This is a genomic window from Pseudomonas ovata (assembly GCF_003131185.1).
Lineage (GTDB): Bacteria > Pseudomonadota > Gammaproteobacteria > Pseudomonadales > Pseudomonadaceae > Aquipseudomonas > Aquipseudomonas ovata.
Window position 1 is genome coordinate 123507 of sequence record NZ_QFFU01000010.1, and the last position, 23050, is coordinate 146556.

Below are 23050 nucleotides of genomic sequence, written 5' to 3' on the forward strand. Positions count from 1 at the left end.
CAAACGTTCCTCAGGAAATCGAAACGGGATGATCATTGAAGGTCAAGGCCGTGAAGTCGGCCTTCAACTCTTCACCAAATTCAAAGATTGTTTCGTCTTCTTCGTCGTAGTACCAGTTGACCACGATGGTGTTGCCCGCCCCGGCAGCGGCGTCGAGGGTGTCGAAAATGCTGAACAGCATCTTGGTGCTGGAGCTGTTGAAGTACGCTAGGGCAATGTTCGCGGTGATCGAGACACCGCTGCACTGCGCCAGAAAATCGCGCAGCCGCTGCACCACCGGTGCATAGAAGGCGGCGGCATTTTCCGGGTACGACTCGCCCTTGAGGCTCAACAGGTGCTGGTCGAAGCGAAAGTCGACCTCCGGCGAGGTGGCAGTGGCTTCGACAAAAAAATTGTCCATGGCAATCAATCACTCCTTCAAATAGTGGCTTTGAGGCAGAACAAGGTGGTGTCCGGGTCTTGCGGCCTGGGCTGGAAGCTGTATTCCAGCGGCGCGCTGGCATCGCGAGCCATGGTCAGGAATCCCAGCCCGGCGCCCTTGCTGCCCTCGGGGGTTTCGGCGCGCAGCGATACCTTGTAGGCCTGCTTGATTTCCTCGACCGACATGCCGCGCAGCGGTTCGAGGCTGGCGCGCAAGCGCTCGACTTCGCTGCTGGCCACAGGGTTCGCACACAGCATCACAAAGCGGTCGTGGTCGGTGCTGATGCACACCGCGCCCTGGCGCAGCCCAGGCGTATCATCGGCCGACTCGCCCAAGGCATCGGCAGAGTAATGCACGATGTTCTGCGACAGCTCGATGAACGAGGAAAACAGCTTGCGCCGGGTCGGGGCACCGACGCCGGACACCTGCAATTGCAGTTTGACGACTTCGGCCATGGCCGAAACCACGCTGTGGGAAAAATAGCCCATGTGGTAGAAAATCACGTTGCGCTGCCGGGCAACGTCGAAAAAGCTCATGTCCTGCTCCGCTGTGGCGCCTGGCAAATTAATCATCAACGCTCCTGAGTCGCGCGCAAAAGAAAGTCAGATCGTCTCGCCGGTTCTGCTGGCCCTGCCAGTGCTCCAGCGCCTGCAACACCTGCTGGCCGATCCCGGCAGCCGGTTTGTCACGGTTGGCCTGCAGCGTCTCCAGCACTCGGCGCTTGCCGAAAGCAATGCTTTTGACGCCGCCAATCTGGTCGGTCAAGCCATCGGTGGTGATGAACAGCAGGCTGCCGGGGCAGACGGGTACGCTCTGCACCGTCCATTGGTAGTCCGCTGCACTGTCCACATAGCCCACGCCCATGCGCTGGCCGGCAATGACCTCGAACTGCTCGGCCTCCGGATGCAGCACGTACAACGACAGGCGGGCGCCGGCAAAGCGCAAGGACCAAGTGTGAGTATCGAACCAGAAGAACGCCGCATCCAGGCCATCGTCGGACGATGAGGTGCCGTCCAGGCGTTGGGTCTGGTCCTGGCCAAGCATGTGTTTGACGCTCTTGTTCACCGCCGACAACAGCGCGGCCGGGTTGCGCGGCCCGTACTGGTCCAGTGCCTGGCTCAGCGCCGAAGACGCGATCAGGGTCATGAACGCGCCCGGCACGCCGTGGCCGGTGCAGTCGGCAATGGCGCCGAACCAGCCGTCGGGGTACTGGGCAAAATGGTAGAAATCGCCGCCCACCACATCACGCGGCTCCCAGACCAGGGCTGCATCAGGCAGGATCGCCGTCAGCGCCTCGCGCGAGGCGCGCAGCATGGCGCGCTGGATGACACTGGCGTACTCGATGCTTTGCATCATCTGGCGGTTCTTTTCGGCCTGCATGGCCGCCACCACGGCAATCAACTGCAAACCGCTGCCCAACCCGGCGAAGCGGCCTTCACGCGTGACCACAAAGCCATCGGCCAGGGCCTTCTCACCGAACTCGACGGTCTTGAAGGTCAATTCCTCGATGCTCATGCCGGCATCGACGATCAACGGCTCCTTGTCCATGAAAGCGATGCAGCTTTTCTTGTCGTACAGTTCGCGGTGGTACAGCTTGCTCATCTGCGACATGAAGATGTTGCGGTTGATCAGGCCGATCGGCCGCTGCTGTTCGACCACTGCCAGGCACACCAGCTCACGCTGGTCGGTGAAGATTTCCATGACCTGCGAATTGGGCGCATCGACATCGATGGCGGGTACGTCATTACACAAATCGCCGGCACACTTGTGGTCCCGAGGCACGCGGGGACGCATGAATTGAAAATGCTCTGCTTTCATTGCCGGGCCATTGCGCGTACGTAAATGGATGACCCTAAACCGGCGATGTTAAAGTGATATTACAAAGCACCCGATGCCGATGAACGGTGCTCTTTTCGCTGGGTATCGAATCTCCTTGTGTAGGAGCGCGCTCTGCCCGCGACCGGCTGCGTTAGCAGTCGTAAATTTTCAGCGACCACACAATTTTTGCGAGCGCTACGCACTCGGTCGCGGGCAGAGCGCGCTCCTACGGGGGTCAATTTCAAATCAGAGTGTTATTTTTACTTGATCAACGCACGCGGCTCCTGACCTCAGGCCCTGGTCAAGCCCACCCCGGGATCAGCGTTTCAAGCAGCCACGCCCCGGCCGGGCCCAGGCGGTGCTCACGTGACCAGATCACATCCACCGCCGAGCGGCGTGGCCAGCCGGGCACGTTGAGTTCCTTGAGCCGCCCGCCGGCATAGCCGGACACCAGCCAGCGCGGCAGGGCCGACCAGCCAAAGCCGAATGCAGCCATGTCCATCAGCAGCAGGTAGTTGGGTGCCGACCACTGACTGCAATTGCCGGCGGGCAAGTCGTCGGTGGGAACAGCGTTCTCGACCAGCGTGTTCAGGCGCAGGGCGCGGTGCTGGTCCAGTTGCACGTAATTGACCGTCTCGAACGCCGCCAATGGATGCTTGTGTCCGACGAACAGACCGAAATCGGCGCATTCGGCAATGGTCGCGTGGCCGATTTCCGGCGGATAGCTGGCCTGGGCCGAAAGCAGCCCCAGGCAGGCGCGGCCACTCTGGATCAGGTTGACGGCATCACCGTGCTCGGCGAAAACGCATTCAAGCTCCAGGTCGGGAAAGCGCGTGTCCAGCTCGCCCATGCGCACTTCGAATTCGGCGAACTGGTTGGCATCGGACAACACCAGGGTCAGGCGCGGCTCGATGCCCTGGGCCAGGCGTGCGGCTGTGCGTTGCAGGCGGTCGGTGGCGCAGAGGATGTCTTCGACGCGCACCAGCATGGCCTTGCCCGCCTCGGTCAGCACCGGCTGGCGGGCCGAGCGGTCGAACAGTTCCAGGCCCAGGTCGATTTCCAGCCGGGCAATGGCTTCGCTGATGGTCGACTGGCGCTTGCCCAGCCGCCGCGCGGCGGCACTGAACGAGCCCAGCGCATTGATTTGTACAAAGGCTTCAAGCGCCTCGGGGGAATAACTCATGGCAGCCATCTCCATCGGTTTTTCCGATGGTAACCAATTTCTCGAATACAGAATAACCGATGACAATCAGGCCTCTTTCGTAATCCGGTGCTGCTGCCATGACCTCATCCCAACCGGCCCTGCCGACCAAAACCCTCAAGGAGCGTGTTGTGCATGCGCTGCTGTTCGAAACCCTGGGTGTGCTGATCTGCGCGCCGCTGCTGGCCTGGCTGCTGGATTATTCGCTGGGAACAATGGGCGCGCTGACGATCATGATCTCCACGGCCGCCATGCTCTGGAACATGCTGTTCAATACCCTGTTCGACCGCCTGCGTCGCCGCTTGCGGTTTGCGATGACTTTTGGCGTACGGATGCTGCATGCATTGGGTTTCGAAGGCGGGTTGATTCTGGTGGTCGTGCCGATGGTGGCATGGTGGCTGTCGATCAGCCTGTGGCAGGCGTTCTGGCTCGACATCGGTGTGCTGTTGTTCTTTTTGCCTTACACCATGGCGTTCAACTGGGGCTATGACATGCTGCGCGAGCGGGTGATGCGTGACAAACCGGCCACGGCCAACGGTGTGTGCAACAACTGATACGGTCAATGCCCGACGAGCTGTACGAGGCCCTCGCCGGCCAGTTGCCGCACACTGTGATGCTCGACAATAAGGAGTGTTACCTGATGAGCGCAGACATTCTCAAGCTGGCGGCCTTCAGCGATGGCGACCAGGGCGGCAACCCGGCCGGCATCTGGATCGGCGAGGCGTTGCCTGAGGAGGCTACGATGCAACGCATTGCAGCCGAGGTCGGCTTTTCCGAAACCGCCTTCGCGGCGCCGCTGGATGACGGCTGGCGCGTGCGTTATTTCTCGCCGCTGGCCGAAGTGCCATTCTGTGGCCACGCCACCATTGCCCTGGGTGCAGCGCTGGCCGCACGCAACGGTGATGGGGTGTTCAAGCTGCAATTGAACCAGGCACACATCACGGTCGAAGGCCATGCGCAGGGCCAACGGGTCTCGGCGGCCTTGCAATCGCCGCCCACCCACAGCCAACTGGCCGACGAGGCGCTGGTGGACGAAGCGCTGGCGCTGTTCGGTTATCGCCGCGACGAGCTGGACCTGCGCATCCCGCCGGCACGGATCAATGGCGGTGCCGGGCATCTGGTGCTGGCCCTGAACAGCCGCGAGGCGCTCAGGGCCATGCGCTATGACCAGGCGGCCGGCCATGCGCTGATGGTGCGCGAGAACTGGGCGACTATTGTGCTGGTGTTCGCTGAAAGCGAGCAGTCGTTCCATACCCGCAACCCGTTCGCCTTCGGGGGTGTCTATGAAGACCCGGCCACCGGTGCGGCCACCGCGGCCCTGGCCGGTTACCTGCGCGACATCGGCTGGCCGCATGGCGGGGTGATCGACATCCTGCAGGGCGAAGACATGGGCAGCCCGTCGCGGCTGCGGGCCGAGATCACCGACCAGCCCGGCGCTTCGATCCGGGTTTCGGGGATGGCGCGGTATTTGTGATTGGGTGTTTAGGTGTTTGGACTGTTGTGTGCTTTCTGTGAGAGGGTTCCGGCCCGGAGAGGGTCGCAGCCCCTCTGACAAATCGCCATACACCGTCCAGACACCCCTTGAAAGAAAACCCGGAAAACCACGTATCAGGCCCTCAACCGCGCCCCACTGACCGCCACCCCCAGCAGCATCACCGCCACGATCATGAAGGCCGTCGCCAGGCTGCTTACATGTGCAATAAAGCCGATCGCCGCCGGCCCCATCAGAATCCCGGCATACCCCAGCGTCGTCACCGCCGGAATCGCCACGCTTTCGGGCATCGCGGTCTGCCGGCCAGCGGCGCTGTAGCACACCGGCACAATATTCGAACAGCCCGCCCCCACCAGCGCATATCCCAGCAACGCCGCCTCCCAGGCCGGCACCACAGTCGACAACGCCAGCCCGATGGCCGCCAGCAACCCGCCGAGAATGATCACCCGATTGGGACCGACCCGGCGCACAATGGCATCGCCAAACAACCGCCCCAGGGTCATGGTCACCGCAAACACCGCATACCCCAGCCCCGCCCAGGCTGTGTCCATGCTGCGCACCGAACTCAGGAACACTGCGCTCCAGTCCAGCATCGCCCCTTCGGCCAGAAACACGGTAAAGCACAACAACCCGATGAACAGCACCACCCCGCGCGGAATGGCAAACGACGGCCCATCAGTCGAACCGCCATAAGGCAACAGGTGCGGCCTGGCCTTGAACAAGGTCAACAGCGTCAACACCACGACCACCAGGATCGCCACCAGTGGCGAGGCTCCCAGCCCCAGCAGCGCACTGACGCCGGCCGCCCCCACGATGCCGCCCAGGCTGAACAAGCCATGAAACCCCGACATCATGGTCTTGCCGCTGGCACGCTCGACGATCACCGCCTGGATATTGGCCGTGCAGTCGACCCCACCCATGCCGATGCCGAACACAAACAGGGCCGCCACCAGCAGCGGCAGGCTCGACACCGTCGCCAGCAACGGCAGGCACAGGCAGATCAACAGCGTCGAGCCCACCAGCAGTCGCCGGCAACCCCAGCGCGCCGCCAGGGCCCCAGCCACCGGCATGGCGCTGATCGATCCGACACCCAGGCACAGCAGCAACAGGCCCAGCATGCCGTCGTCCAGCCCGACGCGGGACTTGGCATAAGGCACCAAGGGTGCCCAGGCGGCCATGCTGAAACCGGCGATGAAAAAGGCCAGCCGCGTGGCGGTCTGTTGCTGCTGGGCGTTACTGCCCGTGGCGTTACTGCCCGTGGCGGCGTCAGGGTGTTCAAAAGAGGTCATGCAAACTCCTTGTAAAAGGCTGCGTAAAGGTCGATGGGCATGCGCAATCAGACGCGCCAAGACCGTAGGTGTTCAGCCCGGCACCTGGCCGGATAAAGCGTGAAGCCGTGCGCTGAAAGTGACCGTGAGCGACCTGGGCGCACTATTTTCCGCCAACTTGCACCACAATTGACTACGCAACTGTTCTGAATCGTGAACAGTGCCTAGAATACGCGCAAATCTGCCCCGATTCGGTGCAAGTCCTCACACCCTCATATCCTTCCAAGAGTCCGTCGTGCACAAAGGCATCGCGCTGTCGGTACTGGCTTCCTGCCTGTTCGGGGTCATGTACTTCTATACTTCCTTGATGACCCCGCTGACCGGCGAGGAAATCTTCGGTTGGCGCATGTTGCTGACCGTTCCTTGCGTGACGCTGTTCATGCTGATCAGTGGCGACTGGCCGCTGGTGCGTGCCCTGGCCGTGCGCCTGTGGCGCCAGCCGGCGCTGGTGGCAGGCGTGATGCTGTCATCGGTGCTGATGGGCGCGCAATTGCTGCTGTTCATGTGGGCGCCCTTGCACGGGCGCAGCCTGGAAGTGTCACTGGGTTATTTCCTGCTGCCCCTGACCATGATCCTCACCGGGCGCGTGGTGTATGGCGAACACTTGTCGCACCTGCAGAAGATCGCGGCGGCCTTCGCCACCTTCGGGGTGGCTCATGAAGTGTGGCGAATGGGCAGTTTCTCCTGGGAGACGCTGGTGGTCGCCATCGGCTACCCGGTGTATTTCGTGCTGCGCCGCAAGCTCAAGACCGATAACCTCGGCGGGCTGTGGTTCGACATGCTGTTCATGCTGCCCATCGGGCTGTGGTTCATCGCCAGCGGCGACCCGGCCGCCGCCCAGGACACTCCGCGCCTGTACCTGCTGATCCCGCTGCTGGGCGTCATCAGCGCCTCGGCGCTGGTCAGCTATATCATTGCCAGCCGCGTATTGCCGTTCAGCCTGTTTGGCCTGCTCAGCTATGTCGAGCCGGTATTGCTGGTGGGCGTGGCGTTGCTGCTGGGTGAAAGCATCAGCGGCGACGAATGGCTGACCTACATCCCGATCTGGATGGCGGTGCTGGTGCTGGTGCTCGAAGGCGCCCGGCACCTGCTCACGCAACGCCGCCGGGATCGGGTCTGAGCAGGTTCGATGAGCGCCCCCGGATCTCGTGCCTGGCACAAGACCTGTGGGAGGCAGCAACGGTCTGGCGATGACGGGTTTACAAGCGCTGCCTGTCTATCGGCTGCCCTGTCCTCATCGTCGGATCGCCGCCTGCAGCAGAGCGCCCTTCCACCTGTTCGGCATTCGACGAAGACTGATCGGCATTAGTCCTGCGTGTCGGTAAAGCGCTGCAGCTGCATTTCCTGCAACCGGCTCAGGGTGCGGCGGAAGGGAAATTCCAGGTAGCCCTGGGTGTAGAGCTGGTCCATCGGCGTTTGTGCCTCGATGTAGAGCGGGATACGCCGGTCGTAGCACTCGTCGACCAGGGCGATGAAGCGCCGCACGCTGTCATCCTTGGGCGACAGTTGCGGCAGCTCGCGGTCACCGGCCTTGACCTGCTCGACCCCGTCCTCGGTGCCGCGAGCGATCTTCGCCTCACGCTGCACTGCACTCAGGGCCGGCACCTCACTGATCAGCACCACGGCAAAGCGGTCGCACAGAGCGATAAAGTCCATGGCTGCCAGCGGTTGCTCGCACAGGTCGCGGTAGCGGCACCACAGCACATTGTCGGTGTGCTGCACCACGTTGATGCTGCGATAGCCAAGCATCACCTGGGTGTCGTGGGCAGGCTGGCCGCCGGTCAAGGCCTGGAAAATCTCGCCCAGCGCGCTGTCTTTGGCGCCCGGTTCCTTGACCCAGTAGCGTTGTAACAACTGCCCCGGGTGCAGGCGGTGATCTTCGCCGCCGTCGACCTCGACCACCTGCATGTAGCGCTCGATGGCCGCAATCGCCGGCAGGAAGCGCTCGCGGTTATGGCCGTGGCTGTACAGCTGGGGCGGCGGGATATTGGAGGTGCAGACCAGCACCACGCCTTCTTCGAACATGGTTTGCAGCAGGCCGCCGAGGATCACCGCATCGCCGATGTCGGTGACGAACAACTCGTCGAAACACAGCACCCGTACCTCGACCGCCAGCTCACGGGCAATGGTCGCCAGTGGCTGGGCGGTGCCGGTCAATTCGAACATGCGCTTGTGCACCCAGCGCATGAAGTGATGAAAGTGCTGGCGCCGCGCGGGCACCTGCAGGCTGTCGTAGAAGCGGTCCATCAGCCAGGTCTTGCCACGCCCCACCGGCCCCCACAGGTAGATGCCCCGTGGCGTGCCCTGCCCGGCCAGGGCCTGCCAGCACAGCTGCAACTGCTCGGCCGCCTCGCGTTGCGACGCATCGGGCTGGAAGCCGTTCTGCAGGGCCTGTTCGTAGGCTTGCAAAGGGGGCAACGGGGTCATCGGTCACACTCCTCGTAGAGTCAATGTTGCACGCCGGCGCGGCGCAGCATGCTGCGGCAGCGCTCGGACAAGTGCACCACGCGCAGGTGCTTGCCGGCTTTTTCATAGCGCTCGCGCAGGGTCTTGAGCGCGGCGATGGCCGAGTAGTCGACAAAGCTCAGGTGCGCGCAGTCCAGGGTGACCTGGTCGGGGTCCTGCTGCGGCGAGAACTGCTCGAGAAAGCGCGTGGTCGAGGCAAAGAACAGCGTGCCGCGCACCTGGTAGACCTTGCCCTGCACGTCTGTTTCGTGGATGTCGGTGTACAGGTCACGGGCGTGTTTCCAGGCAAAGTCCAGGGCCGCGACGATGACGCCGAACAAGACGGCCATCGCCAGGTCGGTCAGCACCGTGACCACGGTCACCGCCACGATGGCCAACATGTCGCTGGTCGGCACCTTGCGCAAGATCCGCAGCGAGGCCCAGGCGAACGTCTGCTGGGCAACCACGAACATCACTCCGACCAGCGCGGCCAGCGGAATGCGCTCGATCAACGGCGACAGAAACAGAATGAACATCAGGATCATGACCCCGGCCACGATCCCCGACAGCCGTCCGCGACCACCGGAGTTCAGGTTGATCACGGTCTGGCCGATCATCGCGCAACCGCCCATGCCGCCAAACGCCCCGGACACCATGTTGGCCGCGCCCAGCGCCACGCACTCACGGTCCGGAAAGCCGCGACTCTCGGTGATTTCATCGGTGAGGTTCAGGGTCAGCAGGGTTTCCAGCAGGCCGACCATGGCCATCACCAGCGCATAGGGCGCGACGATGTACAGGGTTTCCAGGGTCCACGGCACTTGCGGCCAGGTAAAGTCCGGCAGGCCACCGGCAATGTGCGCCATGTCGCCCAGGGTGCGGGTCGGCAGGTCGAGCAGGTACACCGCAAGGCCCACACCCAGAATGGCCACCAGTGCCGGCGGCGTGGCGCGGGTCAGGCGCGGCAGCAGGTAGACGATGGCCATGGTCACGGCCACCAGGCCCAGCATGATGAACAGCGCCTGGCCGCTCAGCCAGGTGTCGTCATGCTGGAAGTGCTCCAGCTGGGCCATGGCAATGACAATGGCCAGGCCGTTGACGAAGCCAAGCATCACCGGGTACGGCACCAGGCGCACCAGCTTGCCCAGGCGCAGCAGGCCGAACAGGATCATCAGCAAACCACTGAGCAGGACCGTGGCCAGCAGGTATTGCACCCCGTGCTCGACCACCAGCGCCACGATCACCACGGCCATGGAGCCGGCCGCGCCCGAGATCATCCCCGGCCGGCCGCCGAACAGCGCGGTCAGGGTGCAGATGATGAAAGCGCCGTACAGGCCCATCAGCGGGTTGAGGTGAGCGACCAGGGCAAAGGCGATGCACTCGGGCACCAGCGCAAAGGAAGTGGTCAGGCCGGCCAGGACATCGGCGCGAATACGTTTGGGTTTCATGACTCACCAGACAGAATGCGCCGCCAGACGGGTGCGCAAAAAGCTGGCATGTTACGCAATGCCATGGCCTGCGGCCAGTCAGGCTGAAGCCCCGGATGTCAGGCAACATGTAGTGACCGAATGTTTATTGAGCCTGCCGGGTCAATCCGTATGGTCATGCCTTTCACATTGGAGTCCCCCTGAATGAGCAGAACCCCCTTTATCGCCGCCGCCATGTTCATCGGCCTGGGCTCAGGCCAGGCAAGTGCACAAGCGACCCCACCGTCCGTGTCGGCCAGCCCTGTAGCCCAACACCGGGCCGTACTCGACCAGGCCAGGACGCAAAGCACCCGCCAGGATCAGTTGATCAAGGAGGCCATGCAACAAGTGATGAAGCAGCACGACATTGCCGGCATGGCCATCGCCGTCACCGACCACGGCACCCGACGCTTCTACAACCATGGCCTGGCCTCGAAGGACACCGGACAAGCGGTGGGTAACCAGACCCTGTTCGAGCTGGGCTCGATCAGCAAGACCTTCACCGCCACCCTGGCCACCTGGGCCCAGGCGCAAGGCAAGCTGGCCTTGAGCGAACCGATCCAGACCTACCTGCCCTATCTGCAAGGCAGCCGCCTGGGCCAGGTGCCGGTGCTGCACCTGGCCACGCACACCGCTGGTGGCTTTCCCCTACAGGTGCCAGAGCGCGTGCAGAACAACGAACAGCTCAAGGCCTATTTCAAGGCCTGGCAACCGGAGTACCTGCCCGGCACCCACCGCAGCTATGCCAACCCGAGCATCGGCCTGCTCGGGGTCATCGCTGCGCAGCGCCTGGGGCAGCCGTTCGACCAGGCGATGGAGCAAAAGCTGTTTCCGGCACTGGGTCTGTCGAACACCTACCTGAACGTGCCCGCCGGCCAGCAAACGCTGTATGCCCAGGGCTATGACCGCCAGGGTGCACCGGTGCGTGTAAACCCCGGCGTGCTGGCCGATGAGGCTTACGGCGTGAAATCGTCCAGTGCCGACCTGATTCGCTTCATCGAGGCACAATTGCAACCGGATGCACTCGACAAATCCCTGCAAGCGGCGATCAAGACCACACAGGTCGGCCACTTCACCTTCGGCCCGGCCACCCAGGCCCTGGCCTGGGAATACTACCTACCGCCAGTGAGCCTGGACGCCTTGCTGGCCGGTAACGCCAATGAAATGGCACTGCGCACCCAGCCGGTCACTGCCCTGAACCCGCCGATGGCACCACCGGCAGATGCCTGGATCAACAAGACCGGTTCAACCAACGGTTTTGGTGGCTACGTGGCCTTCGTGCCGGCGCGGCAACTGGGTATCGTGATTCTGGCCAACCGTAATTACCCCAATGCCGAACGGGTGCGCCTGGCCGAGCGAATCGCCACGATCCTGGCCACCCGCAACACTCCTGAAACACCCTGAAAACACTGATCCAGACGCTTCAATCAAGCCTGCCGAGGCAGCGCGGCAGGCTTGAAAAATGAGCTGAACCTTGCCTGAACGATCGCAAGAAATTCGCCTTTCCCGCAAAAACAACTAGATCTTATTCGGGAATGACTATCATTATGTTACGCATTGTTTCAGTTGCAACACACTGAACCTTTCATGCGTCCGCAGTCATTCCCGGTGAACAATGCTCGTTCCTTTCCTGATCATGTTGCGCGAAGGCATCGAAGCCGCGCTTATCGTTGGCATCATTGCCAGCTACCTCAAACAGACCGGTCGCGGCCAGTGGATGCCGGCGGTGTGGATCGGTGTGTTCCTGGCCTGCGCCCTGGCGCTGTTCGTCGGCGGCGGCCTGGAGCTGATGAGCGCCGAGTTCCCGCAAAAACAGCAAGAGCTGTTCGAAGGCCTGGTCGGCCTGCTGGCCGTGGGCATTCTCAGTTCCATGGTGTTCTGGATGCGCAAGGTCGGCCGCTCGATCAAGACTGAACTGCACCAGTCACTGGACAGCGCCCTGGGCGGTTCGCGCAACCAGACCTGGGCACTGATCGCCATGGTGTTCTTTGCCGTGGCCCGCGAGGGCCTGGAAACCGTGTTTTTCCTGCTCGCCGTGTTCCAGCAGAGCAGCGACGCCAGCGCCCCGCTCGGCGCCCTGCTGGGCCTGATGCTCTCGGCCGCCTTCGGCATTGCCCTGTACCGCGGCAGCCTGCGCCTGAACCTGGGCCTCTTTTTCCGCTGGACCGGGCTGTTCATCCTGGTGGTGGCTGCCGGCATCCTGGGTAACTCGGTGCGCTCGCTGCACGAGGCCGGGGTCTGGAATCACTTGCAGGAGGTGGTGTTCGACATCAGCGCCACCCTGCCGATGGACGGTCCGACCGGTTCGGTGCTGGCCGGCATGTTCGGTTACCAGGATGCCCCGACCGTCAGCGTGCTGGGTGCCTGGCTGATCTACCTGGTCGGCGCGCTGGTGCTGTTCTTTCTGCCTTACCGCGAACAGGCGCAACCTGCGCGCCCGTCCGCCATGAATCAATAGTCCCGAGGGGAACCCATGTCCAATTCACCTTCCGGGCTTTCCGAGAAAGCCTGGTCTCCCCGTGTCCTGCGTCTGGCGGTGGCCGGCTCCGTGGTACTGATGATCGCCGCCGGCGGGATGTTCTATTACGCCTCAAAGATGGCGGCGCACAAGCGTGCCGCCAATGCCGGCGACGAGACCGTGATCAACATTCACCCGCGCAGTTGCGAACCCAATGCGCTGACGGTGCCGGCCGGCAAGAACAGCTTTCGCATCGTCAACCAGTCCGACCGTGCGGTGGAATGGGAAATTCTGGACGGCGTGCTGGTGATCGAAGAGCGCGAAAACATCACCCCCGGCATGAGCCAGGTGATCAATGCCAACCTGATGCCCGGCGACTACGCCATCACCTGCGGGCTGCTGAGCAACCCGCGTGGCACCTTGCATGTGACCCCGACCGCCGAGTCCGACGCCCTGGCCAAGGCACGCCCGTCGATGACGGCGTTCATCGGCCCGCTGTCGGAATACCGGGTGTACCTGAGCCAGCAAGGCACGCAGTTGATCAAGGCGGTTACCGCCCTGCAACAGGCCATCGACGCCGGCGACCTGGCCGCCGCCAAGGCCGCTTACCTGCCGGCCCGCAGCGCCTACCAGCGCATCGCCCCGGCCGCCCAGCGCCTGGCCGAGCTGGACAACGCCATCAATGCCCGGGCCGATTACTTCGAAAAACGCGAGCAGGACCCGGGCTTTGGCGGCTTCCACCGCATTGAGCATGGTCTGTTTGCGCAGAACAGCGTCCAGGGCCTGGCCCCGGTGGCGCAAAAGCTCAATGCCGACGTCACCCGCCTCAAGCAGGAACTGCTGGCGCAAAGCATCGCGCCCGAGCAACTGACCGGCATCGTGATGCGCAACCTGCTGAGCCTGGCGCAGAACCGCAGCAAGGGTGAAGAGGAACGCTACAGCCACACCGACCTCAACGGCTTTGCCGGCAACCTTGAAGGCGCGCGCAAAGTCATCGACCTGCTGCGCCCGCTGCTGGAGCGCAACCACGCCCAGTTGCAACAGCGCCTGGATGCCGCCAGCGCAGCGCTGGACGAGACCCTGAACGGCCTGAAAACCGAGACCGGCTACCGCCCTTACGATCAGGTCGATGACGCCGCGCGCCAGCAAATCGCCGACCGGGCCAAGGCCCTGGCCGACACCCTGCACGAAGTCGACCCGGCCCTGGGCCTGTCGAGCCTGTAAGTTATGGAGTCCCCGATGAGTAACCCAGACGCCAACAATGCCCCCGATTCGCTGCAACGCCGCCGCGTGCTGATGGGCCTCGGTGCGGCCGGTGCCGCCCTGGCCGGCAGCAGCCTGGCAGGCCAGGCCCTGGCCGCCGCGCCCGCCAAGGTCACCGAAGCGCCCAACAGCGAAAAGACCCAGGACAGCAATCCGTTTCATGGCGTGCACCAGAGCGGCATCGTCAACCCGCGCCCGGCCGCCGGCATGCTGGTGGCCTTCGACGTGCTGGCCGCTGACCGTGCCGACCTGGAGCGACTGTTTCGCACCCTCAACGAGCGCATTGCGTTTCTGATGACCGGCGGCCCGGTGGCCGACATCGACCCCAAGCTGCCGCCGCTGGACTCCGGCATCCTGGGCCCGGTGGTGACGCCGGACAACCTGACCATCACCGTGTCGGTGGGCGAGTCGTTGTTCGACGAGCGCTTCGGCCTGGCGGCAGTCAAGCCCAAGCGCCTGAGCCGCATGGTCGGTTTCCCCAACGACGCGCTGGACGCCGCCAGTTGCCACGGCGACCTGAGCATCCAGTTCTGTTCCAACACCCCGGACAGCAATATTCACGCCCTGCGCGACATCGTTAAAAACCTGCCGGACCTGCTGCTGGTGCGCTGGAAACAGGAAGGCACGGTGCCGGCCCAGGCGCCGAAAAAGCCCGGCCAGCCGGCAGAAAGCGCACGTAACTTCCTGGGCTTTCGCGACGGCTCGGCCAACCCCGACTCCAACGACCAGAAGGTCATGAACGAACTGGTCTGGGTCCAGCCCGGCAGCGACGAGCCGGCCTGGGCGGCCAACGGCAGCTACCAGGCAGTGCGCATCATCCGTAACTTTGTCGAGCGCTGGGACCGCACGCCGTTGCAGGAGCAGGAGTCGATCTTCGGCCGCAAGAAGGCCAGCGGCGCGCCGATGGACGGCCAGGTGGAAGCCGACGTGCCCAACTACGCCGCCGACCCGCACGGCAAGAAGACCTTCATGGACTCGCACATCCGCCTGGCCAACCCGCGCACACCTGAAAGCCAGAAAAACCTGATCCTGCGCCGGCCGTTCAACTATTCCAACGGCGTGAACAAGAACGGCCAGCTGGACATGGGCCTGCTGTTCATCTGTTACCAGGCCGACCTGGAAAAAGGCTTCATCACCGTGCAGACCCGCCTTAACGGCGAACCGCTGGAGGAATACCTCAAGCCGGTCGGCGGCGGTTATTTCTTCACCTTGCCAGGGGTGACCAACGACCAGGACTTCATCGGTCGTTCGCTGCTGGCGGCGTCCTCCTCACCATCGGCCTGAACCTCAACCGGAAGAGTGCAATGAACATGAAAAAGACCCCGTTTGCCTTGCTGTTCGCCCTGAGCGCCCCGCTGTCGGCCTTTGCCGCCCCAGCTCCACTGGACCTGGTGGGCCCGGTGTCGGACTACAAGATCTACGTGACCGAAAATATCGACGATCTGGTCAGCCACACCCAGCAGTTCACCGATGCAGTGAAAAAGGGCGACATCGCCACGGCCAAGAAGCTGTATGCGCCAACGCGGGTGTTCTACGAGCGTGTCGAGCCGATCGCCGAGCTGTTCAGCGACCTGGACGCCTCGATCGACTCGCGGGTCGATGACCACGAGCAAGGGGTCGACGCTGAAGACTTCACCGGCTTCCACCGCCTGGAACATGCGCTGTTCGAAAAGAACACCACCAAGGACCAGGGTGCGATTGCCGACAAGCTCAACGCCGACGTCAAGGACCTGCAGACCCGCATCGCCGGTCTGACCTTCCCGCCGGAAAAAGTCGTCGGTGGCGCCGCCGTATTGCTCGAAGAAGTCGCGGCGACCAAGATCTCCGGTGAAGAAGACCGCTACAGCCACACCGACCTGTATGACTTCCAGGGCAACGTCGACGGCGCCAAGAAAATTGTCGACCTGTTCCGTGGCCAGGTCGAGCAGCAGGACAAGGCGTTCATGGCCAAGGTCGACAAGAATTTCGCCACGGTCGACACCATCCTGGCCAAGTACAAGACCGCCGATGGCGGCTTCATGACCTACGACAAGGTCAAGGAAAACGACCGCAAGGCCCTGATCGGCCCGGTCAACACCCTCGCCGAAGACCTGTCGACCCTGCGCGGCAAACTGGGCCTGAACTGATCGTCGCCGCCCTGCACTGTCGGCCGGTGCGCAGGGGCGGCTTCAGCCGCGACCGGCTGCGCGGCTGATCGCGAGCAAGCGCCCTCCCCCACGTCCCCTGTTTGATGCGCGCCAGGGGGCCTGCCTGGTCAGGCCTGCAACTGCCGGCGCAACTTGAGCACTGCGCTGTCAGGCGTGGTCAGCACCGGCAGGCCGGTGGCCTGGCGTACCTGATCGGCGGCGCCGCTCATGGAAAACTGCGCCAGGCAGATCAGCTCGACCCCGTCTAGCGCACCGGCCTTGTCGACAATGCGCCGGTCGTGGCCGGTCTCATCTCCATCAGCCAATAACTGCATGGCGCCTTCGACCGCGTGCAATTGCAGCTCAAGTGCGTTGCCCGCCTGCTGCGCAGCTGCCCGGAATTCCGCCTGCATCGACACCAGTGCCAGCTCGAACGTCGCCAGCAAGGCCAACCGTGAGCCTTGCGCCAAGGCCTCCTCGATCATCGCTTCGTTGGGCTTGAGCACGGGAATCTTCACCGCCTGTTTGCAGGCATCAATGGCTTCGCCAAACGCCGAGCAAGTGAACAGAATCGCCTCGGCGCCAGCACTGACGGCATAGTCGGTCAGGGCCAGGAAGCGCTGGTGCAAGGCCGGGGTCAGGCCGCCGGCGGCCTTGAGGTCGCGTGGCAGCGAGTCTTCCAGCAGGTTGACGCGTTCGGCTTGCGGCCACAACCGGTCAAAGGCGGCGTTGATCGGCGCGATGGACAACGGCGTGGCGTGAATCAGGAAAATGCGCGGTGCGTGCATGTCGGGGGTCTCGTGAGGGTTCGGTGTGGACGACATCGTGCCGCATGCACCTCATCACAAAAAATATCCATTTGTGATAGCTTCCATCACTTTTTGTTGCGAGCCACAGCATGAACCTCAAGGCATTGACCTATTGCGTGGCCGTGGCCCGGCTGGGCAGTTTCACTCAGGCCGCGCACAGCCTGCATGTCGCGCAACCGGCGTTGAGCATGGCTGTGGGCCGGCTCGAAGAAGAACTGGGCGTGCAATTGTTCAATCGTGCCGCCCGCCAGGTCACCGTCACCGCCGAGGGCCAGTTGTTTCTGGACCGGGTGGCGGCCAGCCTGGTGGCGCTGGACGGCGCGCGCCAGGCGCTCAAGGACATGACACGCCTGGACAGCGGCGAGATCCGGGTCGGCATCCCGCCGATGTATGGCCTGCGCCATATCCCGGAGTTGCTCGCGCACTTTCGGGCGCGCCATCCCGGCATTGCCATGCATGTCGTCGAGGGCAGCGCCGAGGACATCGGCCAGCGTTTGCGCACCCGCCGCATTGATGTGGCGCTGCTGGAGCAACGCCGCATCGAGCCGGAATGGGACCATGTGGCGCTGGGCCAGGACGAGATGCTGCTATGCATGAGCCCGGCCCACCCCTTGGCCACCGAAACCAGCCTGCGCGCTCGGCAATTGCAGGCGGTCGATATGCTGGTGTTCGACCAGACGTTCTTGCAGCGCCATGTGCTTGATGCTTTTTGCGCGGCCGATCAGGTCAGCTACCGGATCGCACTGGAAAGCAATTTTGTGTCGCTGGTCACCCGCCTGACCCGAGACGGCATGGGCATGTGCACCCTGTTGCGCTCGGTGCTGCAACACGAGCCGGAGCTGATCGGTGTGCCGTTCGACCCGCCGCAGGTCTTGAGCTTTGGCTTGTGCTGGCGTCGACAGGAGTACCTGTCGCTGGCCAACCAACGCTTTGTCGAGGCCGCACAGGCTTTTTTTGCCAACAGCGCAGCGACCTGACGCCACTCGCTCGACAAATTTTCATTTGACTGAAACGTATTGTTACACCATGCTAATAGTTAGCAAGCTACTAATATCTCAGCTAACAGTTTCTCTCCTAATGACTTATGAATGACCTCATGACCCCCCAGACCCGGCACCGGGCGATCAGCAGCGGGCTGGTCGCCGCCTCGCGTCACTGGCGGCGTCTGTGCCACACCACCTTGTCGAGCTATGGCATCAGCGAAGCCTGCGCCGGCCCATTGCTGGCCATTGCGCGACTGGGCGATGGCATCAACCAGGTCAAGGTGGCGCATGCGGCCGGCATGGAAAGCCCGACCCTGGTGCGCCTGCTCGATCAACTGTGCAAGGCCGGCCTGGTCTGCCGCGCCGAAGACCCCAACGACCGCCGCGCCAAGGCCTTGTGCCTGACCGATAAGGGCCGTGACCTGGCCGCCTCGATCGAGGTCGAGCTGAGCCGGCTGCGCACCGAGGTGCTCAAGGGCATTGCCCCGGCTGACCTTGATGCGACCTTGCGAGTTCTGCAGGCCTTCAACGATGCGGCTTTGCCCGAGGCGGGGGTGCTGTGAAAGGCTTCGACGCCAGGCAATTCTTTGCCGGCTTTCCGCCGGGCCGCGACTGGTTCTACGGGGTGCGCACCTTCGGCGCCTCGATGCTGGCGCTGTACATTGCCCTGATCATGGAAATGCCCCGGCCCTACTGGGCCATGGCCACGGTGTACATCGTCTCCAGCCCGTTTGTCGGCGCCACCAGCTCCAAGGCGCTGTACCGCGTGCTCGGCACCCTGGCCGGGGCCAGTGCAGCGGTGCTGCTGGTGCCGATCTTCGTGCAGACCCCACTGCTGCTGGCGGTGGTGGTAGCGTTGTGGACTGGCAGCCTGCTGTTTCTGTCACTGCACCTGCGCACCGCCAACAATTACGCGCTGATGCTGGCCGGCTACACCATGCCGATGATCGCCCTGCCGGCAGTGGACAACCCACAGGCCGTGTTCGAACTGGCGGTGTCGCGCAGCGAAGAGATTTTCCTGGGCATCCTGTGCGCCTCGGTGGTCGGTGCGATGTTCTGGCCCCGGCGCCTGGCCCCGGTATTCCAGGGCGCGGTCAACAAATGGTTTACCGAAGCCTGCACCTACAGCGAGCGCTTTCTGGCGCGGGACATCAAGGGTGAGGAAATTGCCGGGCTGCGCAATGCCATGGTCGGCGGCTTCAACAGCCTGGAAATGATGATCGGCCAGCTCAGCCACGAAGGCGCACGCAAACAGACCGTGCGCCATGCCCGGGAGCTGCGCGGGCGCATGATCCACCTGTTGCCGGTCATCGACGCTCTGGACGATGCACTCTGGGCCCTGGAGCGGCGCAGCCCGACCTTGTGGGCGAGCCTTGTGCCATTGCTGGACGACACGCGCCAGTGGCTGGCCAGCACCGCCCAAGACCCGCAACGCGCGAACTGGCAGCGTTTGCACCAGGCCCTTGAGCAGTTGCAGCCGGACGCGGCCCGACTGGATCAGCGCGACGACCTGTTGTTGTCCAACGCCTTGTATCGCCTGGGTGAGTGGATCGACCTGTGGCTCGACTGCCGCACCCTGCAACAGGCCATCGACCGCGACGACGCCACGCCCTGGCAGGCGGTGTACCGGCACTGGCGGCTGGGGCGGTTGTCGCCGTTCCTGGACCGCGGGTTGATGCTGTATTCGGTGGCCACCACGGTCCTGGCGATCATCGTTGCCTGTGGGCTGTGGATCCTTACCGGCTGGCACGACGGCGCCAGCGCGGTGATTCTGGCGGCCGTGGCGTGCAGCTTCTTTGCCGCCATGGACGACCCGGCGCCGCAGATCTACCGGTTCTTTTTCTGGACGCTGTTGTCGGTGGTGTTCGCCAGCCTGTACCTGTTCGTGGTGCTGCCCAACCTGCACGACTTTGCCATGCTGGTGCTGGCCTTTGCCGTGCCGTTCATCTGCGTCGGCACCCTGACCGTGCAGCCGAAGTTCTTCCTTGGCACCTTGCTGACCATCGTCAACACCTCGTCATTCATCAGCATCCAGGGCGCCTACGACGCTGACTTTCTGAATTTCATCAATGCCAACCTGGCCGGGCCTGCGGGGCTGCTGTTTGCCTTTGTCTGGACGCTGATCATGCGCCCGTTCGGGGTCGAGCTGGCGGCGCGGCGCATGACCCGTTTCAGTTGGCGCGACATTGCCAGCCTCAGTGAAACGGCCAGCCTGGCCGAACACCGACGCCAGGGCGTGTTGATGCTCGACCGGCTGATGCAGCAACTGCCGCGCCTGACCCAGACCGCCCAGGACACCAGTGTGGCGCTGCGTGAAGTGCGCGTGGCGCTGAACCTGCTCGACCTGCTGGCCTGGATTCCGCGCAGTGCGGTGCCTTGCCAGCCGGCACTGCGCCAGGTAGTGGCACAGGTCGGCGATTATTTCCGCGCCTGCCTGAAGGCCGGTGTGCGCCTGCCGGCGCCCACGGGCCTGCTGCTGACCCTGGACCGCACCCGCCGCACGCTGAACGCCCAGGCCATGGGTGAAGAGCCTGCGCGCCTGCACCTGCTGCACGCCTTGAGCGGCCTGCGCCTGGCGCTGTTGCCAGGCGTCGAGATCGTCAGCCGGGATGGCGAGCTGATCGAACAACCGCCGCAAGGCCTGGATGGAGCGCCGTCATGATTGGCGAACTGGACATCAGCGGGATCTTTATCCCCACGTTTCTGGCCGTGATGGGCATCGCCTGGCTGCTGTTTCTGGGCCTGCATGCCGTGCTGTCACGCACCGGCTTCTATCGCCTGGTCTGGCACCGGGCTTTGTTCAATACCGCTCTGTACGCCCTGTTGCTGGGCGCCGTAGACACTTTTAGTCGATACCTGATGATATGAAAAAGCCGATCCTGACCCTGGGCCGCGTGGTCCTGACCCTGCTGGCGGTGGTGCTGGCCGCCGTCGTCGTCTGGCGCATGGTGATGTACTACATGTACGCCCCCTGGACCCGTGACGGGCACATTCGCGCCGACATCGTGCAGATCGCCCCGGACGTTTCCGGGCTGATCCAGCAGGTCGAGGTGACCGACAACCAGAAGGTGCACAAAGGCCAGGTGCTGTTCACCATCGACCAGGACCGCTTCCGCCTGGCCCTGCGCCAGGCCCAGGCCACAGTGGCCGAACGCCAGGAAACCTGGGAGCAGGCGCGCCGCGAGAGCAAGCGCAACCGTGGCCTGGGCAACCTGGTGGCGCGTGAGCAGCTCGAAGAAAGCCAGTCTCGCGAGGCCCGTGCCCTGTCGGCACTCAACGAGGCCAGGGTCGCAGTGGACGCCGCCCAGTTGAACCTGGACCGCTCGGTGATCAAGAGCCCGGTGGACGGCCACCTCAACGACCGTGCACCGCGCCCGCATGAGTTCGTCACCGCTGGCCGTCCGGTGCTGTCGGTGGTCGATGCCGCCTCGTACCACATCGACGGTTATTTTGAAGAAACCAAGCTGGGCGCCATCCACATCGGCTCGCCCGTGGACATCAGGGTGGTCGGCGACAACGCCCGGCTGAGCGGCCATGTGGTCAGCATCGTGGCTGCCATCGAAGACCGCGACCGCAGCAGCGGCGCCAATCTGCTGCCCAACGTCAACCCGGCGTTCAGTTGGGTGCGCCTGGCACAACGCATCCCGGTGCGCATCGCCTTTGATGAAGTGCCTGCCGATTTCCGCATGATTGCCGGGCGCACCGCCACGGTGTCGATCGTCGATGACAGCCGTGTAAGGAGTGCGCAGTGATCAAGCCTGCTACACGGCTATTGGTGCTGGGCCTGGCCGCCCTGCTTTCAGCCTGCCAGACCGTCGGCCCCGACTACCAGCAACCGGCCGAAGCCGCGATCAACCGTCCTGACCTGCAAGGCCCGCTGGCCGGTTCGGGCAATGTGGTGTCCGCCCCGGTGCCGGCGCACTGGTGGCGGCTGTACCAGGACCCGCAACTGGATGAACTGGTGCGCCAGGCGCTGGCCAGCAATACCGACCTGCGCATTGCCGCTGCCAACCTGCAACGCTCACGCTTCCAGACCGCCGAGGCCGAGGCCGCCGGGGGCTTTACCAGCAGTGCCAAGGCCGGTGCGCAGCGCTTGCAGGAGTCGGGCGAAGCGTTTTTGCTCGCCGACAAGGTGCCGGTGGCCAATGTCGGCGATATCGGCCTGACCACCTCGTACCAGTTCGACCTGTTCGGCACCTTGCAGCGCGGCATCGAAGCGGCCCAGGCCAATGTCGACGCCACCCAGGCGGCGGCCGACACCGCGCGCATCACCGTGGTGGCTGACGTGGTGCGCGCCTACACCCAGGTGTGCGCCGCCAATGAAGAACTGGCGATTGCCCATGAGTCGCTCGACCTGCAACAGCAGAGCGTGACCCTCAGCCAGCGCCTGCGCGATGCCGGGCGTGGCGACGAAACCCAGGTCACTCGCTCGCAGACCCAGTTCAAGTCGCTGCGCGCCGAACTGCCGCGCTACCAGGCCTTGCGCCAGGCCGCGCTGTTTCGCCTGTCGATGCTCTTGGCCAAGCCTGTGGCGCAACTGCCGGCCGGCGTCGGCGATTGCCATGAGTTGCCGCATGTGGCGCAGATCATTCCGGTGGGCGACGGCGCCACCCTGCTCAAGCGCCGTCCCGACATCCGCCAGGCCGAACGCCACCTGGCCATGGCCACCGCCCGGATCGGCGTGGCCACCGGCGAGTTGTACCCGGACATCAGCATCGGCGCTTCGGTGGCCACCATCGGCATCATCGACAATCTGGGCAAGCCGGCCACCAACCGCTGGAGTTTCGGCCCGCTGATCAGCTGGACCGTGCCCAGCAACGGCAGCCGCGCCCGCATCCACCAGGCCGAAGCCTCGGCCCAGGCGGCACTGGCGCGTTTCGATGCAGTGGTGCTCAATGCCATCCGCGAAACCCAGACCGGCATGGCCCAGTACACCGCCCTGCTCGAACGCCGCGATGCGCTCAAGGACGCCGAACAATCGGCCCGTGAAGCCGCCGACCAGACCCACCGCTTCTACCAGGCGGGACGTGCGTCGTTTCTCGCAGACCTGCAGGCCACACGCACCTACACCGACATGCGCGCGCAACTGGCGGCGGCCAATACGCAGGTGGCGATGGGGCAGATCGATCTGTTCCTGGCATTGGGTGGGGGGTGGGAGAAGTAGGTTCAAAGGCTGCGGCAAAGCCGTCATCTTCAGTGGCTGATACTGAGTATTCGCGATCTGACGCTCGCTCCGACGGTGG

General features: G+C 63.8%; 22 protein-coding genes. 14 read left to right on the forward strand and 8 right to left on the reverse strand.

Going from position 1 to position 23050, the window contains the following annotated elements; translation table 11 throughout:
- Nucleotides 1-10: 10 nt before the first annotated feature.
- From DGA31_RS15515 to DGA31_RS15530, 4 genes are all read right to left on the reverse strand, one after another.
- Nucleotides 11-400 (reverse strand): DUF1987 domain-containing protein, encoded by a 390-nt coding sequence (locus DGA31_RS15515; RefSeq protein ID WP_056838828.1) that lies wholly within the window; start codon nt 398-400, stop codon nt 11-13.
- Between the two features lie 17 nt (nt 401-417).
- Entirely contained in the window at nt 418-993 is a 576-nt protein-coding gene (locus tag DGA31_RS15520; RefSeq protein ID WP_109513151.1) for a SiaB family protein kinase, read from the reverse strand.
- Nucleotides 986-2215 (reverse strand): SpoIIE family protein phosphatase, encoded by a 1230-nt coding sequence (locus DGA31_RS15525; RefSeq protein ID WP_109513152.1) that lies wholly within the window; start codon nt 2213-2215, stop codon nt 986-988. Before DGA31_RS15525 ends, DGA31_RS15520 begins: the two co-directional genes overlap by 8 nt.
- Before the next feature lie 325 nt (nt 2216-2540).
- A complete protein-coding gene (locus DGA31_RS15530) occupies nt 2541-3422 on the reverse strand; it encodes a LysR family transcriptional regulator (protein ID WP_109513153.1) in 882 nt (293 codons plus the stop codon).
- Between the two features lie 98 nt (nt 3423-3520).
- Here DGA31_RS15530 and DGA31_RS15535 point away from each other — a divergent pair, with 98 nt between their 5' ends.
- Both DGA31_RS15535 and DGA31_RS15540 read left to right on the forward strand, forming a co-directional pair.
- Nucleotides 3521-3994: a multidrug/biocide efflux PACE transporter gene (locus DGA31_RS15535; protein WP_109513154.1), complete on the forward strand. Its 474-nt coding sequence runs from the start codon at nt 3521-3523 to the stop codon at nt 3992-3994.
- Between the two features lie 86 nt (nt 3995-4080).
- Complete coding sequence (locus DGA31_RS15540) at nt 4081-4914, forward strand: PhzF family phenazine biosynthesis protein (protein ID WP_109513196.1); 834 nt, start codon at nt 4081-4083, stop codon at nt 4912-4914.
- Between the two features lie 134 nt (nt 4915-5048).
- On the opposite strand, the gene DGA31_RS15545 is transcribed toward DGA31_RS15540, so the two are convergent.
- A complete protein-coding gene (locus DGA31_RS15545; RefSeq protein ID WP_109513155.1) occupies nt 5049-6221 on the reverse strand; it encodes an MFS transporter in 1173 nt (390 codons plus the stop codon).
- Between the two features lie 274 nt (nt 6222-6495).
- On the opposite strand from DGA31_RS15545, the gene rarD reads away from it, so the two are divergent.
- Nucleotides 6496-7380 carry an EamA family transporter RarD gene (gene rarD, locus DGA31_RS15550; protein WP_109513156.1) on the forward strand — a complete coding sequence of 295 codons (885 nt, stop codon included), beginning with the start codon at nt 6496-6498 and terminating at the stop codon, nt 7378-7380.
- A gap of 185 nt (nt 7381-7565) precedes the next feature.
- On the opposite strand, the gene zapE is transcribed toward rarD, so the two are convergent.
- On the reverse strand, nt 7566-8687 hold the full coding sequence (zapE, locus tag DGA31_RS15555) for a cell division protein ZapE (protein ID WP_109513157.1): 1122 nt from the start codon (nt 8685-8687) through the stop codon (nt 7566-7568).
- A 20-nt stretch (nt 8688-8707) separates the two neighbouring features.
- Complete coding sequence (locus DGA31_RS15560; protein WP_109513158.1) at nt 8708-10150, reverse strand: SulP family inorganic anion transporter; 1443 nt, start codon at nt 10148-10150, stop codon at nt 8708-8710.
- A 183-nt stretch (nt 10151-10333) separates the two neighbouring features.
- Here DGA31_RS15560 and ampC point away from each other — a divergent pair, with 183 nt between their 5' ends.
- The 5 genes from ampC to efeO (DGA31_RS15585) all read left to right on the forward strand — a co-directional run bounded on the left by ampC (nt 10334) and on the right by efeO (DGA31_RS15585) (nt 16015).
- The gene (gene ampC / locus DGA31_RS15565; RefSeq protein ID WP_241509596.1) at nt 10334-11572 is read left to right on the forward strand and encodes a class C beta-lactamase; all 1239 of its coding nucleotides are present in this window, start codon (nt 10334-10336) and stop codon (nt 11570-11572) included.
- Between the two features lie 211 nt (nt 11573-11783).
- Nucleotides 11784-12626 carry an iron uptake transporter permease EfeU gene (gene efeU, locus DGA31_RS15570; RefSeq protein WP_056838807.1) on the forward strand — a complete coding sequence of 281 codons (843 nt, stop codon included), beginning with the start codon at nt 11784-11786 and terminating at the stop codon, nt 12624-12626.
- A 15-nt stretch (nt 12627-12641) separates the two neighbouring features.
- Entirely contained in the window at nt 12642-13850 is a 1209-nt protein-coding gene (efeO, locus tag DGA31_RS15575; RefSeq protein ID WP_109513160.1) for an iron uptake system protein EfeO, read from the forward strand.
- A 3-nt stretch (nt 13851-13853) separates the two neighbouring features.
- Entirely contained in the window at nt 13854-15173 is a 1320-nt protein-coding gene (gene efeB / locus DGA31_RS15580; RefSeq protein ID WP_109513161.1) for an iron uptake transporter deferrochelatase/peroxidase subunit, read from the forward strand.
- A gap of 26 nt (nt 15174-15199) precedes the next feature.
- On the forward strand, nt 15200-16015 hold the full coding sequence (efeO, locus tag DGA31_RS15585; protein WP_056839085.1) for an iron uptake system protein EfeO: 816 nt from the start codon (nt 15200-15202) through the stop codon (nt 16013-16015).
- Nucleotides 16016-16143: 128 nt separating this feature from the next.
- On the opposite strand, the gene DGA31_RS15590 is transcribed toward efeO (DGA31_RS15585), so the two are convergent.
- Nucleotides 16144-16839 (reverse strand): aspartate/glutamate racemase family protein, encoded by a 696-nt coding sequence (locus DGA31_RS15590; RefSeq protein WP_241509597.1) that lies wholly within the window; start codon nt 16837-16839, stop codon nt 16144-16146.
- Between the two features lie 74 nt (nt 16840-16913).
- On the opposite strand from DGA31_RS15590, the gene DGA31_RS15595 reads away from it, so the two are divergent.
- The 6 genes from DGA31_RS15595 to DGA31_RS15620 all read left to right on the forward strand — a co-directional run bounded on the left by DGA31_RS15595 (nt 16914) and on the right by DGA31_RS15620 (nt 22971).
- Nucleotides 16914-17801: a LysR family transcriptional regulator gene (locus tag DGA31_RS15595; RefSeq protein ID WP_109513163.1), complete on the forward strand. Its 888-nt coding sequence runs from the start codon at nt 16914-16916 to the stop codon at nt 17799-17801.
- 119 nt (nt 17802-17920) lie between these two features.
- Nucleotides 17921-18370 carry a MarR family winged helix-turn-helix transcriptional regulator gene (locus tag DGA31_RS15600; protein WP_056838797.1) on the forward strand — a complete coding sequence of 150 codons (450 nt, stop codon included), beginning with the start codon at nt 17921-17923 and terminating at the stop codon, nt 18368-18370.
- Entirely contained in the window at nt 18367-20469 is a 2103-nt protein-coding gene (locus tag DGA31_RS15605) for an FUSC family protein (protein ID WP_277749401.1), read from the forward strand. The genes DGA31_RS15600 and DGA31_RS15605 overlap by 4 nt, the downstream gene beginning before the upstream one ends.
- On the forward strand, nt 20466-20675 hold the full coding sequence (locus DGA31_RS15610) for a DUF1656 domain-containing protein (RefSeq protein ID WP_056838792.1): 210 nt from the start codon (nt 20466-20468) through the stop codon (nt 20673-20675). Before DGA31_RS15605 ends, DGA31_RS15610 begins: the two co-directional genes overlap by 4 nt.
- On the forward strand, nt 20672-21559 hold the full coding sequence (locus tag DGA31_RS15615) for an efflux RND transporter periplasmic adaptor subunit (protein WP_056838790.1): 888 nt from the start codon (nt 20672-20674) through the stop codon (nt 21557-21559). Before DGA31_RS15610 ends, DGA31_RS15615 begins: the two co-directional genes overlap by 4 nt.
- A complete protein-coding gene (locus DGA31_RS15620) occupies nt 21559-22971 on the forward strand; it encodes an efflux transporter outer membrane subunit (RefSeq protein ID WP_109513198.1) in 1413 nt (470 codons plus the stop codon). Before DGA31_RS15615 ends, DGA31_RS15620 begins: the two co-directional genes overlap by 1 nt.
- Nucleotides 22972-23050 lie beyond the last annotated feature (79 nt).